At 64.0% G+C, this 17,966-nt stretch carries 13 protein-coding genes; 12 read left to right on the top strand and 1 reads right to left on the bottom strand.

The annotated features are described in order from the left end of the window. The first annotated feature begins 41 nt into the window (after positions 1-41). The 10 genes from PQQ95_RS16750 (at position 42) to PQQ95_RS16705 (ending at position 14,111) form a co-directional block, all read left to right on the top strand. Positions 42-1,076 (top strand): Gfo/Idh/MocA family protein, encoded by a 1,035-nt coding sequence (locus tag PQQ95_RS16750; protein ID WP_408438488.1) that lies wholly within the window; start codon positions 42-44, stop codon positions 1,074-1,076. A 92-nt stretch (positions 1,077-1,168) separates the two neighbouring features. Further along, positions 1,169-2,170, top strand: a complete 1,002-nt coding sequence (locus tag PQQ95_RS16745) for a TRAP transporter substrate-binding protein (protein ID WP_408438487.1) — start codon at positions 1,169-1,171, stop codon at positions 2,168-2,170. Positions 2,171-2,173: 3 nt separating this feature from the next. Beyond that, positions 2,174-4,042 (top strand): TRAP transporter large permease, encoded by a 1,869-nt coding sequence (locus tag PQQ95_RS16740; RefSeq protein WP_408438486.1) that lies wholly within the window; start codon positions 2,174-2,176, stop codon positions 4,040-4,042. Positions 4,043-4,168: 126 nt separating this feature from the next. Next, positions 4,169-6,760 (top strand): aconitate hydratase AcnA, encoded by a 2,592-nt coding sequence (acnA, locus tag PQQ95_RS16735; RefSeq protein WP_408438485.1) that lies wholly within the window; start codon positions 4,169-4,171, stop codon positions 6,758-6,760. A gap of 46 nt (positions 6,761-6,806) precedes the next feature. Beyond that, positions 6,807-7,703, top strand: a complete 897-nt coding sequence (locus PQQ95_RS16730; protein ID WP_408438484.1) for a GntR family transcriptional regulator — start codon at positions 6,807-6,809, stop codon at positions 7,701-7,703. Between the two features lie 53 nt (positions 7,704-7,756). Continuing rightward, positions 7,757-8,491, top strand: a complete 735-nt coding sequence (locus PQQ95_RS16725; RefSeq protein WP_408438483.1) for an ABC transporter substrate-binding protein — start codon at positions 7,757-7,759, stop codon at positions 8,489-8,491. A 312-nt stretch (positions 8,492-8,803) separates the two neighbouring features. Further along, the gene (locus tag PQQ95_RS16720) at positions 8,804-10,414 is read left to right on the top strand and encodes an ABC transporter substrate-binding protein (RefSeq protein WP_408438482.1); all 1,611 of its coding nucleotides are present in this window, start codon (positions 8,804-8,806) and stop codon (positions 10,412-10,414) included. Positions 10,415-10,422: 8 nt separating this feature from the next. Continuing rightward, positions 10,423-11,364: an ABC transporter permease gene (locus PQQ95_RS16715; RefSeq protein ID WP_408438481.1), complete on the top strand. Its 942-nt coding sequence runs from the start codon at positions 10,423-10,425 to the stop codon at positions 11,362-11,364. Continuing rightward, the gene (locus tag PQQ95_RS16710) at positions 11,365-12,195 is read left to right on the top strand and encodes an ABC transporter permease (RefSeq protein ID WP_408438480.1); all 831 of its coding nucleotides are present in this window, start codon (positions 11,365-11,367) and stop codon (positions 12,193-12,195) included. Beyond that, positions 12,192-14,111: a dipeptide ABC transporter ATP-binding protein gene (locus tag PQQ95_RS16705; protein WP_408438479.1), complete on the top strand. Its 1,920-nt coding sequence runs from the start codon at positions 12,192-12,194 to the stop codon at positions 14,109-14,111. The genes PQQ95_RS16710 and PQQ95_RS16705 overlap by 4 nt, the downstream gene beginning before the upstream one ends. A gap of 128 nt (positions 14,112-14,239) precedes the next feature. Here PQQ95_RS16705 and PQQ95_RS16700 read toward each other — a convergent pair whose 3' ends face one another. After that, complete coding sequence (locus PQQ95_RS16700) at positions 14,240-15,439, bottom strand: porin (protein WP_408438478.1); 1,200 nt, start codon at positions 15,437-15,439, stop codon at positions 14,240-14,242. Positions 15,440-15,685: 246 nt separating this feature from the next. On the opposite strand from PQQ95_RS16700, the gene PQQ95_RS16695 reads away from it, so the two are divergent. Next, the gene (locus PQQ95_RS16695; protein WP_408438477.1) at positions 15,686-16,612 is read left to right on the top strand and encodes a LysR family transcriptional regulator; all 927 of its coding nucleotides are present in this window, start codon (positions 15,686-15,688) and stop codon (positions 16,610-16,612) included. Between the two features lie 225 nt (positions 16,613-16,837). Continuing rightward, positions 16,838-17,956, top strand: coding sequence for a succinylglutamate desuccinylase/aspartoacylase family protein (locus tag PQQ95_RS16690; RefSeq protein ID WP_408438476.1), 1,119 nt, complete (start codon positions 16,838-16,840; stop codon positions 17,954-17,956). The last annotated feature ends 10 nt before the right edge of the window (positions 17,957-17,966 follow it).

The raw sequence follows: 17,966 nt of genomic DNA, 5'->3' as shown, positions 1-17,966 counted from the left end.
GGGTGCGATCCCGGCCGGAGACAGGATAACCGGAGGTCGGTATGAGCCTTGTGCCTGGAATTGCGGTGATCGGTTGCGGACGCATTTCGCGGTCGCATCTGGCTGCGGTGTCGTCACAGCCGGAACTGGCGACGCTGATTGCAACGGTCGACAGCGATATCCGCCTCGCGCGCGATGCCGCGACGCGTTACGGCGCCCAGGTGGCGTTCGACAGCGTGGACGAAGCGCTCGCACGCAGCGATGTGCACGCGGTGGTGATCTGCCTGCCCAATCATCTGCATGCACCGGTGGCCATCCAGGCCGCACGCGCCGGCAAGCACGTACTGGTCGAAAAACCGATGGCCGACACCGCGGAGGACGCGCGCGCGATGGCCGAAACCGCGCGCGCGTGTCAGGTGGTGCTTGCCGTCGCGCAATGCCGGCGTCATTTCCGGGCGATCCGCTACCTGGCGGAACATCAATCGCAATTCGGCAAACTCATTTCCGCGCAGGTCAGCCTCGGCGTGTATTGGCCCGACGCGCAGGCGCCATGGTGGCGTGAAGCGGACAAGGCGAGCGGCCTCGTGGTCGCGTTGAACGGCCCCCATGTGCTCGATTTCGTGCAGATGGTGATGCGGGACGACCCGTTGCGCGTGCATGCCGAAGCGGTGCGCTGCAACGATTTCTGGGCCGGCGAGGATGAAGCCATGATGTTGCTCGCGTATTCTGGCAAACGGCTCGCCTCGGTGCATCTGTCGTTCAATCAGCGGCCCGTTGAGAATCGCAAGGTGCTGGTGTTCGAACGCGGTACGGCCGTGATCGAGAACGACACTCAACTGGTGTTCAACGGCGACCTGATCGTGGCGCAAGGCGATGATGAAAAACGCCATTACCTCGACGAGGCGATTGAGTTCCAGCGCCAGTTCCGCGAGTTCACGCTCGCCATTGCGGGGCAGCCGAATCACTCGGTCAGCGCCGACGAAGGCATCCGCCTGATGCGTACGCTCGATGCCGTGCATCAGGCGATGCGGAGCGGGCGCACCGTCGAGCTGCCTGCCGTGGTGCAAGACGCGGAATCGCTGGACGCGGTGCCATAGCACCGATTTCATCGGTATCGCCCCAAAAAAATCGGAGACATGCAGTACCAGCCGGATAGACCGGCACGAGAAGGTAAAGGAGGGTGAGGATCATGGACAAGCCAGTTCGTCGTCTGGTGTTGAAAAGTGGCGCGGCATTGTTTGCGGCGCCTCTGGTGGCGCGCTTTGCGCACGCGGCGGAGTACCGGATCAAGATCGGCAGCGACACGCCGCCGGCCTACGCGATGAATGTGCGGATCAAGGAGGCTACCGAACGGATCAAAACGCGTACCAATGGCCGCGTCGAAATGAACCTGTTTCCGAATAGCCAGTTGGGCAGCGACATGCTCAACCAGGTGCACAGCGGTTCGCTGGATTTCTTCCTGTCGTCGTCGCAACTCGCGGTGCCGATCGTGCCTGCCTGTGCATTGCCGGGGCTCGCTTATGGCCTCAAGGACTCGCCGGATGCTTTCAAGGCGCTCGACGGCGACGTGGGCGCCTATCTGCGCGGCCAGATGGAAAAGGTCGGCCTGTTCGCCATTCCGGCAATGATGCAGGGCGGCTGGCGGCAAATCATCAGCAACAAGCCCATCAAGTCGCCGGACGATCTGCAAGGCTTCAAGATTCGCGTACCGATCAGCCCGATGTGGGTATCGCAGTTCAAGGCGCTGGGCGCGAGTCCGACGCCCATCAGCATCAACGAGCTCTACACGGCCCTGCAGACGAAAGTAGTGGACGGCGCGGAGAACTACCCGTCGCTGCTCTACGCGATGAAGCTGTATGAGATCCAGAAGTACATGAGCATGACCAACCACATGTGGGACGGCTACTGGATTCTCGGCAATCAGCGCATGTGGGCGGCGATGCCGAAAGATCTCCAGGGCGTCATCACGGAGGAATTCACGCGCTCGGTGCTCGCACAACGCGATGACATGGTGAAAGTGGACGCGGTCGTGCCGGACCAGATGACGAAGGCCGGCATCACGATCATCAATCCCGATCGTGAGCTCTTTCGCAACAAGCTCAAACAGGCGGGGTACTACACGGAATGGCGTGAGAAATTCGGCCCGCAAGCCTGGGCGTTGCTCGAGAAATACACCGGTCCGCTGGGGTGAACCATGCGCATTGTTCTGGCTGAGAACCGGCTCAAACTGCAGCATCTGTTCGGGGCGCTGGAGCGTGGCCTCGTGCTGCTCACCGAAGGCGTCGCCGGCTTGCTGGTCGCTACGGAAATCGTGCTGCTTCTAATCGGCGTGGTGTCGCGCTATGTGTTTCGCCACTCTCTGATCTGGTCCGATGGGCTCGCCTCGCTGCTCTTTCTCTGGCTGGCGATGATGGGCGCGGTGATCGCGTTCCAGCGCAACGAACATATGCGCATGGCCGCGTTTGTCCGAATGGCGCCGCCGGCGTGGCAGGCTTTCTGGCGCGCGTTGGCGTTGATCGCGCCGTTGGCGTTCCTCGTACTGGTGTGCGGCGCGACGCTCGACTACGTGATCGACGAAGCCAATCTGACCGACCCGGCCCTCGACATTTCAAATGCCTGGCGAGCCGCGGCGATGCCCACCGGCATCTGCCTGATGATGGCGAGTTCATTGTTTCAACTCGCCCGGCTGGAGCATTGGCGGCCGGTGCTCGCCGCGATCGCGCTGACCGGCGCGGTGGGTGCCGGTCTTTATCTGCTGCAACCCATGCTGCTCGGTATCGGCAGCTGGAACCTGATTATTTTCTTCGTCGGGGTGGTGGGCTTGTGCGTGTTTTCCGGCGTGCCGATCGCGTTCTCGTTCAGCCTCGCATCGTTCGGCTATCTGGCGATCGCCACACATCTGCCGTTGCTCGTGATGGCGAGCCGGATGGACCAGGGCATGTCGCAGATCGTGCTGCTGGCGGTGCCGCTCTTCGTGATCCTCGGCATGCTGATGGAAATGACGGGCATGGCGAAGGCATTGGTGGCGTTCCTCGCCAATCTGCTGGGCCATGTGCCCGGCGGCTTGTCGTATGTGCTTGTCGGCGCCATGTATCTGGTGTCGGGCATTTCAGGCTCGAAATCGGCGGATATGGCGGCGTTGGCGCCCGTGCTGTACCCCGAGATGAAGGCGCGCGGCACGAAGCCCGGTGAATTCGTCGCGCTGCTCTCGGCCACCGCCGCGCAAACCGAAACGATTCCACCGAGCCTCGTGCTCATCATTCTCGGTTCCGTGACTAGCGTGTCGATTGGCGCGCTGTTCACGGGCGGTCTGTTGCCCGGCCTCGTGGTCGGGCTGATGTTGTGCGCGCTGGTGTGGTGGCGGCATCGCCATATGACACACGAGGACGGGCAGGGCGCCGCCCGCCCCACGCACCGCGAATTGCTGCGCAGTTTCTGGATCGCTTTGCCGGCGCTCGCTTTGCCGTTCGTGATTCGCCTTGCCGTGGTCGAAGGCGTGGCGACCGCGACGGAGGTGTCGACCATCGGCATTGTCTATACCGTGCTGGCGGGGCTGCTGATTTACCGCCGCTTCGACGTGCGGCGCGTCTGGCCGATATTGGTGGGAACGGCCGCGCTATCAGGCGCGATCCTGCTGATCATCGGTGCGGCGACGAGCATGGCATGGTGTCTGACGCAATCCGGTTTTTCCGACGACCTGGCCACGCTCTTCACGCAATTGCCGGGCGGCAAGGTGACGTTCGTGATTGCATCGATCGCGCTGTTCATCGTACTCGGCAGCCTGCTCGAAGGCATTCCCGCGATCGTGCTGTTCGGCCCGTTGCTGTTTCCCATCGCCGCGACGGTCGGTGTGCATCCCGTGCATTACGCGATGATTGCCATCCTCGCGATGGGCATGGGGCTGTTCGCGCCGCCGTTCGGCGTGGGGTACTACACGGCTTGCGCGATAAATCGCATCAATCCGGAAGATGGCATGAAGCCGATGATCGCGTACATGCTGGCGCTGGGCGTGGGATTGATTCTGGTGGCGGCGGTGCCGTGGATTTCGATTGGGTTTCTTTAGGATGCTTGCGTCGCTCCAATAACTGCTCCGACGCCGCTTTACGGATCGCCGAAATTTCCTGTATATTGCATTTTTCGGTGAAAAAATACAATCGTGGGTAACGTTTATCCGCCCTGCGGACACTGTTTGAGCGTAGGCGAGGCGTCCTACCGGTTCATTAATCTTCCTGCACTCTTCGGCGCGCAGCTGCGATCCCTGCCGGTTGTCCTGCGGGTGCTGCTCGAAAATATTGTTCGCAGCACGGAGGGACGTGATCGCGATAGCGCAGTCCAGGCTATTTTCGAGTGGCTCGAACCCGGCACCAGCGAATCGGAGATCGCGTTTCATCCAGGCCGCGTGCTGATGCACGACACGACCAGCACCCCGGCGCTTGTCGACGTAGCCGCGATGCGCGACGCGCTGGCGGAGGAGGGCATCGACCCGACCGCGTTGAATCCGGTCCTGCCGGTCGACGTGTCCGTCGACCATTCGCTGGCCGTCGAGTACTTCGCCCGCCCGGACGCCGCGGGAAGCAACCTGCAACTCGAACTGCGCCGCAACGAGGAGCGCTACCGGTTCCTGCGCTGGGCGTCGCGCGCGTTGCGGGGCGTGCGGATTCATCCGCCGGGCACCGGCATCATGCATACGATCAACCTCGAGCAACTCGCGAGCGTCGTGTCGATCGAAAACCGTAACGGCGAAAGCTGGGCGGTGCCGGACACGCTGATTGGTACGGATAGCCATACGCCGATGATCAACGGCATCGGCGTGCTGGCCTGGGGCGTCGGCGGACTCGAAGCGCAGACGGTGATGTTCGGCCTGCCAGTCATGCAGCGGATACCTGATGTCGTCGGCGTTCGTCTGAGCGGCGCGTTGCCGGCCGGGACGCTGGCGACCGATCTGGCTTTGACGGTCACGCAACGCCTGCGTCAGATCGGCGTATCGGGCGAGTTCGTCGAGTTCTTCGGCCCCGGTGTCTCGACGCTGAGCGCCGGCGACCGCGCGGTGGTGGCCAACATGGCGCCGGAATATGGCGCGACGACGGGCTACTTCCCCGTCGATGAAAACACGCTCGCCTATCTCAAGGCGACCCATCGCGACGCGGCGGCCATCGAACTGGTCGAGGCGTTCACGAAAAATACCGGCCTGTGGTTCGACCCGGACGCGGAGCCGCGTTATACACGCGTGCTCGACATCGATCTGGGCGCGATCGGCATGCACGTCGCCGGGCCGCGCCGGCCGCAGGACCTGCTGAGCTATGCCGATACCGCGACGGCGCTGGCCGCGCTGAATTTCAGGCCGGCCCGCGAACCGGCCGGCTTGCCGAAACGCCCGGTTGCGATCGCGGCGATCACGAGTTGCACGAACACGTCCGATCCCGCGCTGCTGATCGCGGCGGGTCTGGTCGCGCGCAACGCGCGCCGTCACGGCCTGACGACACCCGCCTGGGTCAAGACGTCGCTCGCGCCGGGTTCGCCCGCCGCCGCCGCGTATCTCGAGCGGGCCGGTCTGATCGACGACCTGGCCGCAGTCGGCTTCGATATCGTCGGCTACGGCTGCACGACCTGTATCGGCAATTCGGGGCCGCTGACCGAACCCATTCGCACGGCGCTCGCAGCCGGTTCGATTCATCCAGTCGCGATGCTTTCCGGCAACCGCAACTTCGCCGGCCGCATTCATCCGGATCTCGATCTCGGTTTCATCATGTCGCCGCCACTCGTGATCGCGTTCGCGCTGGCCGGCGACGCGCAGGTGGACCTGAGCCGCGAGCCGGTGCAGATCGCGGCGGACGGCACGCCGGTGCATCTGCGCGATCTGTGGCCGGCGCGCGAGGAAATCACCGCACTGTTAAGCATTGCCGCACAGCCGGACGACTATCCGCGCGCATTCGCCGCCGCCAGCCTGAATCCCGTCTGGCATGCGCTGAAGGCGCCGGAGAGCGAACGCTTTCCATGGGACCCGGCGTCGACCGCATTGCGCCGGCCGCCTTTCGCGACCGTGACAGAAGCGAGCCAACTCGGCTGCTATCGGGCGTATCCGCTGCTCGTGGTCGGCGACGACATCACGACCGACCACATCTCCCCGGCGAGTGCGATTCCGCAAGACAGCCTCGTCGCCGATTATCTGGTCGAACGTGGCGATGACCGCAACGACCTGAACGTATTCGCGTCCCGTCGCGGCAACTGGGAGGTGATGGTACGGGCCGCATTCCACAGCAAAACGCTGGTCAACCTGCTCAAGCCCGACGTGCCGGTCGCCCATACGCTGCATGTGCCGAGCGGCGACGTGCTGCCGATCTTCGCCGCGGCCGAGCGTTACCGGCAGCACGGCGACCCGGTCGTGCTGATCGCGGGTGAGCGCTATGGCACCGGTTCGTCGCGCGACTGGGCGGCCAAAGGACAGCGTCTGCTCGGCATCCGCGCGGTGCTTGCAGTGAGCTTCGAACGGATTCACCGCTCGAATCTGATCGGGATGGGGATTCTGCCGCTGCGTCTGCCGCCTGGCGTGAATCCCGCGACGTTGCGCATTGAGCCTGGCGACACCATCGAGGTGGACGCGCCCGCCGACGCGCTGGCGCCGCGCTGCGCGGTGGCGATTCGCGTGGTTCGCACAAGTGGTGCAGCGGACGCTTTTGAAGCCCGCGCGGCGATTGAAACACAGCTGGAGGTGCAACTGTTGCGCTCGGGTGGCGTGATACCTTCGATCCTGCGCAGCACGATCGCAGCGCAATCCCGCTGATGCGAGCGGCCGGGCGACAGCGCGGCCGCGATACGACTTCACACTGATGAATCACGACAAATCCATTGCCAGCAAAATCGTCGAACTGATCCAGGCGAACGGCATCGAGGTGGGCAGCCATCTGCCCGCGCAGATGCTGGCCGACCGGCTTCGCGTGTCGCGCTCGCCGGTGAACGAAGCGCTTTCGCTTCTGCACGAGAAGGGTGTGCTGAGCCGCGAACGCAACCGCGGCTTCTTTCTCGCCAAGCCCGTCGAAGCGCCGCTTTCGGACGTGGTCGACGCGCTCGGCCTGGCCGAATCAGATGTGGTGACGAGCGTCTACTTCCGTATCGCCGACGATCTGCTCAAAGGCGCGCTACCGCAGACCTTCTCCGAGCAACTGATCCGCACGCGCTACGGCCTGACCAACACGCAACTGAACGCCGTGCTCGGCCGTATCGCGCAGGAAGGATGGGCCGACCGGAAGCCGGGCTATGGCTGGGTGTTCTCCACCATGCTGACGACGCCGGACAGTCTGCTGCAGTCATATCGGCTACGGCTGGCGCTGGAACCCGCGGCGTTGCTGGAGCCGGGCTTTCGTCTGGCGCCGGGCGTGCTCGCGCGCTGCCGGGCCGCGGAGCAGCACTTGCTCGACGGCGGCATTCAGACCGATACCGCGGATCAACTGCACGAACGCGGTGTGCGGTTTCACGAGTCGCTGGTCGAAGCATCCGGCAATCCGTTTTTCATCGATACGATCAGGCGCGTGAACCGCGTGCGCCGGCTGCTTTCGTACCGCTCGATGCAGGACCGGCAGCGCTATGTGAAGCACTGCAAGCAGCATCTGCAGGTGTTGAGCCTGCTCGAGAAAGATCGCAACGAAGAGGCATCCGAGGCTTTGCGAGCACACCTGAAACATACGCTCGACGCGCTGTCGAAGATTGCCGGCCTCCTTAAACCCTGATTTTTGAACTGTAGACGCGGCGCGTCCGAATCGCGCCGTCTGGAGACTCGACCATGGCCGTCACCGATTCGATCCGTGCTGCTTTCACGCCGACTGGCAAACTCAGAGCATCGCTCAATCTCGGCAATCCGATCCTCGCCAACCGCGATGCCGCGACCGGCCGGCTGTTTGGTGTTTCCATCGATCTGGCCGACGAATTCGGCCGGCGCCTCGGCGTCGAGGTCGAGCAGGTCGTGTTCGACACCGCAGGCAAGTCGGTCGAGGCCCTCGCCGATGAGCGGGCCGACATCGGTTTCTTCGCGGTCGATCCCGCGCGGGGCGCGAGCATCGAGTTCACCGCGCCCTATGTACTGATCGAAGGCTATTACCTCGTGCGCAACGAATCCGCGATTCGCAGCAATGCGGACGTCGACGTCGCGGCTCATCGCGTCGCGGTTGGCAAAGGCAGTGCCTATGACCTGTTTCTGACGCGCGAACTGCGTCACGCGCAGATCGTGCGGGCGCCGAGTTCGCCCACCGTGGTGCGGACGTTCCTCGATGGCGGGCTGGAGGTTGCTGCGGGTGTGAGGCAGCAGCTCGAAGCGGACGCCGCGCGCCACCCCGGTTTGCGGCTGCTGGACGAGCGCTTCATGGTCATCCGGCAGGCGATGGGCATGCCGGGAAGCCGGGGCGGCGACGCCGCGCGCTTCCTGCGCGAGTTTGTCGAGGACATGAAGTCGTCCGGATTTGTGGCCGAGGCGCTGGCTCGCCATCGCATAGATGGGGCGCTGGTCGCGCCTGCCGGCTGACGCGCAGGCCCGCTCTGGGCGCACCTCGCGGCGACCCTTGTCTTTGCTCCTCTCGCGCAATTGAGGGTTTTGCGCGAGGAGAGTGATCTAAAAAATAGATCACGATATTTTGTCGTGACTTCCTTCGCTATAGCGGCGTGCTTAGCATCGCTGCAATGGGTCGATGTCCACAAACCCAAGCAGATCGATTCCCACGCACGGAGACCCGATGTTCCCGCCCAATCTTTTCCCGCAAACGTGTATTCCCGTTGTGCTACCCGGTGTCGACTGTATCCCCCACATCGAGGCGCAGACCTTCGTGGAGTGCCGTTCGTGACCGACTGCAGGACTCGTTTCTCCCGGCATCTGCTGCAGATCGCCGTGCTGCTCAGCGGGTGTGCCGCGGCTTCGGCGGTTTGGGCGTCGGCTTCGCCCACGGAGCCGGCGCCGGGCCGGGCGGCAATTCAGCCGGTCACGCACGAGATCAGGGTGGCCGAAGGCACGGACACGCCGACTTCGATGCCCGGCAACGTGGAGCGCAACACCGCAACCGACAACATCCTCGGCAACGTGGTCGAATCGCTGGTTGCGCTGCGTGCCGACTTGAGCGTCGGGCCGATGCTCGCGGACAGCTGGACGATTTCCCCCGACGGCAAGACCTACACGTTTCATCTGCGCCATGGCGTGCTGTTTCACAACGGTGCGCCGATGACCTCGGCCGAGGTCAAGTGGAGTTTCGAGTTTCTGATGAAGCGCAGTTCGGGTTTCGAGTGCCGCAGCGTGTTCGACGGCCGGCGCGGTGTGAAGGTCCTGGCTGTGCGCACGCCGGACCCGTACACCGTGGTGTTCGAACTGGACCGGCCGCACGCGCTCTTTCTCAAGCAGACAGTCGACCCGCGCTGTCCGCTGGCGGTGCTGCATCCGTCCAGCGTCGACAGCGACGGCAAATGGCTGAAGCCGGTCGCGACCGGCCCTTATGTCTTTGCCGACTGGAAGCGCGGCCAGTACGTGCTGCTCAAGCCGTTTGCGCAGTACCGGCCGCGCACGGAGCCGCCGAGCGGCGGCGCGGGCGCCAAGGTCGCCCATGCGGACGTGCGCTTCGTGGTGATTCCCGACGAAGCCGCGCAGAAGTCCGCGCTGACGGCTGGCCAGATCGACCTGATGGCGATCAGCGAGAACAGTCTGCTGCCACCCGATCCGCGCTGGCATATCGTCGAAGGTCCGAGCGCCGACCCCGCCGCGCTGCTGATGCAGACCCGCGACCCGCTGCTGTCCGACGTACGGATGCGCCGCGCGATTACGCTCGCGCTCGATCTGCCCGGCATTGTCAACGCGGTGACGGACGGCCACGCACGCTACAACCCGTCGCTGGTGCCGGACGCGAACAGGCTGTTCTCGCCGATCGACGCAAGCGGCTATACGCAGAACCTGCCCGAGGTGAAGCGTCTGCTGGCCGAGGCGGGCTATCACGGTCAGACGCTGAAACTCGAAACCAGCCGGCGCTTCGAGCATATGTACACGCTGGCGGTCTACGCGCAGTCGCTGCTGACGAAAGCGGGCATCCGCACCGAACTCGACATCGTCGAATGGGGCAAGCAGGTGAGCGATTTCCGCTCGGGCAACTTTCAGATGATGTCGTTCGGCTATTCCGCGCGGATCGATCCCGCGCTGATGTTCGGCGACGTGCTCGGCGACAAGTCGAAAACACCGATGGCGCAGTGGGAAAACCCGGCGGCGCGCGAACTGCTGCACAGCCTCGAAGGCGTGACGGACGAGGCGACGCGCAAGCAGACCTTCGAACGGCTGCACCAGATGATGCTCGTCGACGCGCCGCTTCTCGGGATGTACTACACGCCCGATCTGATGCTGGTCAGCAGCCGGCTGCACGGTGTGTCGTCGTGGCCGATGCGCCGCATCCGCCTGTTTAACGTGAGCAAGGACTAAAGAACGCGATGTTTTCCTACATGATCAAACGCATTGCGATGGCGGTGCCCACCGTGCTGATCGTGACCTTGCTCGTGTTCGGCATGATGCGCGCGATTCCCGGTGACCCGGCTTCGCTGATGCTCGGCGACGTCAACGATCCGGCTTTGCTTGAGCAATTGCGTCATCAGTTCGGACTCGACCGGTCGGTGCCGGAGCAATTCATGCTGTGGGTCACGCACCTGCTGCATGGCGATCTCGGCATGTCGATCGCGCGTCATCAGCCGGTCGCGGAACTGATCCGCTCGACGTTTCCGGTCACTGCGGAAATCGTGTTGTCGGCCACCTCGCTCGCGAGCCTGATCGCGATTCCGGCGGGCCTGTTCGCCGCGTGGTCGCAGAACCGGCGTGCCGATCCGGCAATCGTGTTCGCCAGCATTCTGCTGGTCTCGCTACCGAGCTTCTGGATCGGCATTCTGCTGATGTGGCTGTTCGGCGTGAAGCTGCAATGGCTGCCGACCTTCGGCTACGAATCTTTCCATGACGTCGGCTGGGGCACGGTGCGCTATCTGGTGCTGCCGGTGGTCGCGGTCGCGCTCGGCGAAATCGCGGTGCTCACGCGCATGATGCGCGCGAGCAGCCTCGAAGTACTGCGGCTCGAATACATTTCCCATGCGCGCGCGAAGGGGCTGTCGGAGCCGCGCGTGTTACTGCGCCACGCCTTGCCGAACGCATTCGGTCCGGCGCTCACCGTGGTCGGGTTGATCCTCGGCCATCTGCTGGCGGGCGGCGCGGTGATCGAAACCGTCTTCACGCTGCCCGGTATGGGACGCCTGCTGGTGGAAAGCATCTATGCCCGCGACTATCCGGTGGTGCAGGGCTGCCTGCTGGTCATCGCGTTGCTGTACGTCCTTGTCAATCTGGTCGTCGATCTGCTGTATCCGATTTTCGATCCCCGCATGAAGCTCTAAATGAAACTGCGATCCTTCAAACGATTCAATCTGAAGATCGGCGTGGTGCTGGTCGGGTTGCTGGTGGCGACCGCGCTGATCGGGCTCGTCTACACGCCCTACGATCCGACCGAGGTCGATCTGGTGACGCGCTACGCGGGGCCTGGCCTGCATCACTGGCTCGGCACCGACGAGTTCGGCCGCGACGTGCTGTCGCGCATCATGGCCGGCGCGTCGGTGAGCCTGACCGTCAGCATCGGCTCGGTGCTGTTCGCGCTCTCGCTCGGCACGATGCTCGGCACGGTGTGCGGTTATATCGGCGGCTGGCTCGACCGGCTGATGCTGGTGCTGGTCGACGCGTTGATGGCGTTTCCGGGACTCCTGCTCGCGCTCGGCATCATGACGGTGCTCGGGCCGTCGAAGTGGTCCGTCGTGCTCGCGCTGGGGCTCGCGTATACGCCGTCGGTCGCGCGGCTCGCGCGTGGCGGCACGTTGTCCCTGCGCAGCCGCGATTTCGTGGTCGCATCGCAGGCGATGGGCAACGGCGGTGTGTGGACGCTGTGCCGCCATGTGCTGCCGAACTGCGTCGCGCCATTGCTGATCTTTTCGACTTCGCTGTTCGGCTCCGCGCTGCTGGCCGAAAGCGCGCTGAGCTTTCTCGGGCTCGGCGTGCCGCCACCCGCGCCGACCTGGGGCGGGATGCTCGCCGACAGCCGCAACGCCATCGACCGCGCAATCTGGCTGGCGATTTTCCCGGGCATGTCGATTTCGCTCGCACTGCTCGGCATCAATATGCTCGGCGACGCGGTGCGCGATCTGCTCGACCCGCGCATGAACGGAGGGGCTAAATGATGACGCGTGAATCCGCGCCCGCTATTTCAACCAGCGCGGCATCCGCGCATGGCGTTCATGCAGCGGGCGCTCAAACCAGCCGGCCGCTCCTGAGCGTGCGCGATCTGACGTTGGGTTTCGGCACGCCGGATGGCGGCGCGAAGCCGGTGGTGCATGGCGTCAGCTTCGACCTCGATGCGGGACAGTCGCTGGCGGTGGTGGGCGAGTCCGGCAGCGGCAAGACGCTGATCGGCAAAACGCTGCTCGGCTTGCTGCCGGACGCGGCGCAGATCATCGGCGGCAGCGTGACGTTCGCGGACCAGTCGTTGCTCGACCAGACGCCGGCGCAGTGGCGCGCGACTCGCGGGGTCGGCATCGGCATGGTGTTTCAGGAGCCGATGGTGTCGCTAAATCCGGCGTTCCGCGTCGGCGAGCAGTTGACCGAAGCACTCGTGCGGCGGCGCGGCGTGCCGCGCGCACAGGCGTGGGCGCAGGCCGTGGCGATGCTTGAACGGGTTCGGGTGCGCGATCCGCAAGGCTGCATGAAGCGTTATCCGCATGAGTTTTCGGGCGGCATGCGTCAGCGCATCATGCTCGCGGCCGTGATGCTGCTGCGCCCGCGTCTTTTGATCGCCGACGAGCCGACCACCGCGCTCGACTGCGTCGTGCAGAAGGAAGTCCTCGATCTGATGACGGAGCTCACGCGCGAAGAGGGCACCGCGCTGATCTTCATCAGTCACAACCTCGCGCTGGTGGCGGCTTATACCGAGCGCGTGCTGGTGATGCGGGCGGGTGTCGCGGTCGAGACGGGCGCGGCCGGGCAGGTGCTTTCACGGCCGTCGCACGAATACACGCTGGCCTTGCTCGATGCGCTGCCACGGCGGCTGCCTGCTGCGGCAGCGCCGGAATCGGCCGAGTCACTGGAATCGCCTGAATCACCCGAATCGTCCGAATCGCTTCAGGCGCCCGCTCCGGTGCTCGACGTGCGTGACGTCGTGATCGACTATCAGGCGGCGAGCGGCGGCGTCGCGTCGTGGTTCGGCGCGAAGCGGAGCGTGCGTGCGGTGCATCGCACGTCGTTCAGCTTGCGCGCCGGCGAGACGCTGGCGATCGTCGGCGAATCGGGCAGCGGCAAGACAAGTCTGACGAAGGTCGTGCTCGGTCTCGTCGAACCGGCGGAGGGTGAGGTGCTACTGAACGGCGAGCGTTTTCTCGGCACCGGGGCGAAGCAGTTGCAAACCGCGCGCCGTGCGATCCAGATGGTTTTCCAGGACCCGTATTCATCGCTCGATCCGCGCATGCGAGTCGGCGCGCTGGTGGCTGAAGGACTGCGTGCGGACCGCACGCTGAGCGCGGCGCAACGCGCCGAACGGGTCGCGACCGCGCTGACCGACGTCGGGCTCGGCGATCACGCGCGCCGCTTCGTGCACGAGTTGTCTGGCGGCCAGCGGCAACGCGTGGCGATTGCGAGAGCGCTGGCGAGCCGTCCGGCCGTGATCATCGCGGACGAACCCGTCTCGGCACTCGACGTGACCGTGCAGAAACAGGTGCTCGATATGCTGGTGTCGCTGCAGGCGCGCTACGGCTTTGCGTGTCTGCTCATTTCGCACGACCTCGGCGTGGTCGAACAGATCGCCGACCGGGTGCTGGTTCTGCTGCGCGGGCATATCGTCGAAGAGGGTTCGCGCGACGCCGTATTCGACGATCCGTGCCATCCGTACACGCGCCGTTTGCTGCAAGCCGTGCCGGAGTTGCGCGGCAACCGCCAGGACGGTTTCAAGGTGCTGTCGCGCGACGTGCCGGTGCAGCGTCTCGCGGACGATGCGTACTTCAATCCCGACGAGGCGCAGCAAAGCGCGCAGTACGGAACGCCGCATCTGGTCGAGGTCGCGCGAGGCGCGCAAGGGCATCGCATTGCTTTGCGTGACGGCGCTTGAGTCTGCGTGAGGCCGTCTGGATTGCCGGTTCGAATCGGGCAGTCGGGACGGCGCAAACAGTAGAAGCAGTCGCAATAAAAAAGGTGCCCGGAGGCACCTTTTTTGACTGCGGTGGAGGAGGCAGTACGTTAGAACTTATGACGGATGCCGACCACGACGGCGGTTTGCACGTCTGTCGACGAGTTCGACAGATTGGCGATAGCCGCCACCGCCTGCTTGCCCGTCGAATCGACGCCGCTTGCGTGTTCGTAGATGCCGACCAGATACAGGTCGGAGCGCTTCGACAGGAAGTAGTCGGCGCCGAGATTGACCTGGCTATACGATGCACCGGAAATGCTGCCGACCGAACTGCCGCGCGTGTAGGTGTAGGCCGCGCCGAGTTGCAGGGCGGGCGTCACCAGATACGCGAAGTTCAGTTCACCGATATTGAACGACGCCGTGCCGCTCAGATGTTTCGGGTTCAGCCCCGCGCCGGCTTCGCTGCCGAGGTTCTGGAACGCGACATTGCTATACACGCCGCCGATCGTCGCATTGCCGATCCGGTAAGCCGCACCGGCCGAGATCACCTGCCATGCACCGGCGGAAGCGAAGCCGCTGTACACCGGGCTCGACATGTTGAGCGTGCTCGTCGACGTCGGCGAATTGGCGCTCGGGTTGGTGCCGAATACCGAGTAGTTCGGGTCCTTGGCTTTTTCGTACGCGACGCCGAGGCTCAACGAACCGTTGTGATAACCGGCGCCGACGCCGAACAACTGGTTGCTGGTGAAGTCGCCGGCTTTGCCACCGAGGCTGTACATGCCGCCGAACGTAAAGCCGCCGTAGTTCCTGCTCGCGTACTTGATGGCGTTGTTGATGCGGTCGGAGTTGTCGAGGTTGTCCATGTCGCCCGGGTGAGCGCCGTAGATGCTGCCCCATTCGGTGCCGGTCACGAGCTCTTCGGCATTGGCCGATTCGAAGCTGCCGACGTAGTCGCCGAGCGGGTCGTACTGGCGTCCGAGGGTGACGGTACCATAAGGACCGGACAGACCCACGTAGGCTTTACGGCCGAACAACGCGCCGCCCTGGCCGAGCGTGCCGTTGTCGATGTTGAAACCGCCTTCGAGACGGAAGATCGCGCTGATCCCACCGCCCAGGTCTTCCGTGCCGCGCAGGCCCCAGCGATCGCCCTGCAGATTGCCGGAGGCCGCCGAGTATTGCCGGCCTCCTTTGGCGTTCGAATTGAACGCCAACCCGGTGTCGACGAGGCCATACAGCGTCACGCTGCTCTGCGCATGCGCGACGCCGGAGAATGCAGCGAGTACGGCGATCATGGGTAAGGTCTTTTTCATCGTATTTATCCTCGGCATAGCCGGATGCAAGTAAGGTGAAGTGAAACGGGTGGCAGTGAAGCGGGCCTGCGCGCAAGCACGGGTTGCGGCAAATCCTATGTGTTCATTTTTTGACTCGGAAGACCGATCCATGGCATCACGATCTAATCGGCAGATCACAGAAATACCCGTATGTGCAGCGGGCCGAAGAACTGTTAGTGAATGCAAAACAAGCGCACAGCAAGCGCAATCGCATAAGGTGATCCCATGACGTTGAGTCAACTCAGAGTGTTTTGCGCGGTCGTCGAGCAGGGCAGTTTTCGCGCGGCCGCGCGTTCGCTGGATATCGCGCAGAGCGCGTTGACCCACGCGATCCAGAGCCTCGAAGCCGAACTCGCCGTGCCTTTACTGACCCGCTCGCATCTGGGAATCAGCCTCACGCCGTTCGGCGAGAAACTGCTTGCGCGGGCGTCGTCGATACTCAAGGATTGCGAGCGGATCGATCAGGACATGCGTGAACTGGAAGGCGAGCCGACCGGACGCATCGCATTGGGGCTGACGTCCGAGCCGCTCGCCGAACTGCTGGTGCCGACGCTCAAACGCTTCAGCGCGAGTTATCCGCGCGTGCTCGTGCATCTGTCGAACGGGTCGTCGCAAATGTTGATCGAACGGATTCGCGACGGCCACCTCGATTTCGCGCTTTGCCCGCTCGCGCCAGAACTCGACGACGTCGTCGACCTGCACATCGACCGGCTTTACCGTTCCTCGCCCGCTGTATTGGCGCGCGCCGGCCACCCGAAGGCTAACGCGACTTCGATTGCCGAACTGGCCGATTCCGAATGGGTGGGCTTCAAGCGCGAGGGGGTGGTGGGCATCGCGGCGAATCGGCTGGTGGGCATGTTCGCCGCCAACGGGCTGGGCATGCCGAAGATCGTCGTGACCGCGGAGACGCTGCTGGAGTCGCTGTTTCTCGTCTGCGAGACCGACTATCTGACGATGGACCCCGGCGTGCTCGCCGATTTCAAACTGTTTTCGGGGTCGCTCGTCAGGGTGCCGATCCGCGAGACCTTCCAGCCGCGCGACATTTGCCTGATCCGTCGCAGCAACTCGCCGCTGACGTCGATCTCGCAGGAACTGGCGAGCATGATGGTTTCGTATGCGCGGCTCACACGCGGCATGGCGAGAAACAACTGACACGGCGCGGCGGCTGCATGGGTGAGGGCGATCTAAATTGCCGATCACGATAACCCGGAGCACGCTTCCTGCTGTTCGCGCGAATGCTTAGCATCTCATCTGTACCTCGACGTTGCTGGCATTCGTCAGGCAAGGCGGCAATCCGCCGGGCGCGCGAAGTAAGCTAACCCGGCGCGCCTGCCACAATCGTCGCGGTCAGTTGATGAACCACAGGACGATTCTTTAATGCACAGCGCTAAACACCGCCTTCTTGCCGCTTCCGATGGCACCGCGCATCAGTTGATTTCACATCACTTCGGCAGCGAAGGCCACGGCAAGAAGATTTATATCCAGGCCGGTCTGCACGCGGACGAAATCCCCGGCATGCTGGTCGCGTTGACCGTGATGGAGAAGCTGCAACACCTGGAGCAGCAAGGGCGCTTGCGCTGTGAAGTGGTGCTCGTCAGCGCGGCCAATCCGATTGGCCTGAATCAATATGTGCTCGGCTATGGGATTGGACGGTTCGACCTGGCGAGCGGCCGCAACTTCAATCGGGGCTTTCCGCTGCTCGCGCCGCAAATCGCCGCGGCGGTGGAAGGCAAGCTGGGCGCCGACGCGGACGCGAACCGTGCGGCGATCCGTGCAGTGTGGCGCGAGTTGTTGCTCGCACAACAGCCTCGCCAGGCGTTCGACGATTTGCAGCGCACCTTGATGCTGCTCTCGTTGGACGCGGACATCATTCTCGACCTGCATTGCTCGCGCGAAGCGACGCTGCATCTCTATACCGGCGAAGCGATCTGGCCGGACGCGGAGCCGCTCGCGCGCTATCTGGGGGCGAGGGCGTCGCTGCTGGCGGTGGATTCGGGCGGCCAGTCGTTCGACGAAGCGCATAGCTTCACCTGGTGGCAACTGCAACAACGCCTGGGCGAGCAGTTCCCGATTCCGCGCGGCAGCACCGCGATCACGGTCGAACATCGCGGCCAGCGTGACGTGACCGACGAGTTGGCGCAAGAGGACGCCACAGCGATCGTCGACTACCTGACGTATTGCGGCGCGATCGACGTGCCAGCGGCTCCGTTGCCGCCGCTCACCTGGCCAGCGACGCCGCTGGCCGGCAGCGAACAGTTCTACGCGCCGTCCGCGGGCATCCTGCTGCATTGCGTGGAAGCCGGTGCGGACGTTCGCGTCGGGCAACAGATTTTCGTGATCGTCGATACAGTGGACGGCACGAGAACATCGATTCACTCGCGTACCGCGGGTATTTTCTATATGCGAAGAGACGCGCGATACGTGCGGCAAGGCGATCCGCTTGGGCGGGTGTCGGGCCACGAAGTGATCCGCTCGGGCAATCTGCTGAGCGCATGACCTGCTTCGA

Source organism: Paraburkholderia caffeinilytica, from assembly GCF_046030355.1.
In the GTDB taxonomy this organism is placed as follows: domain Bacteria; phylum Pseudomonadota; class Gammaproteobacteria; order Burkholderiales; family Burkholderiaceae; genus Paraburkholderia; species Paraburkholderia caffeinilytica_B.
This window is presented reverse-complemented; position numbering and strand designations above follow the sequence as displayed.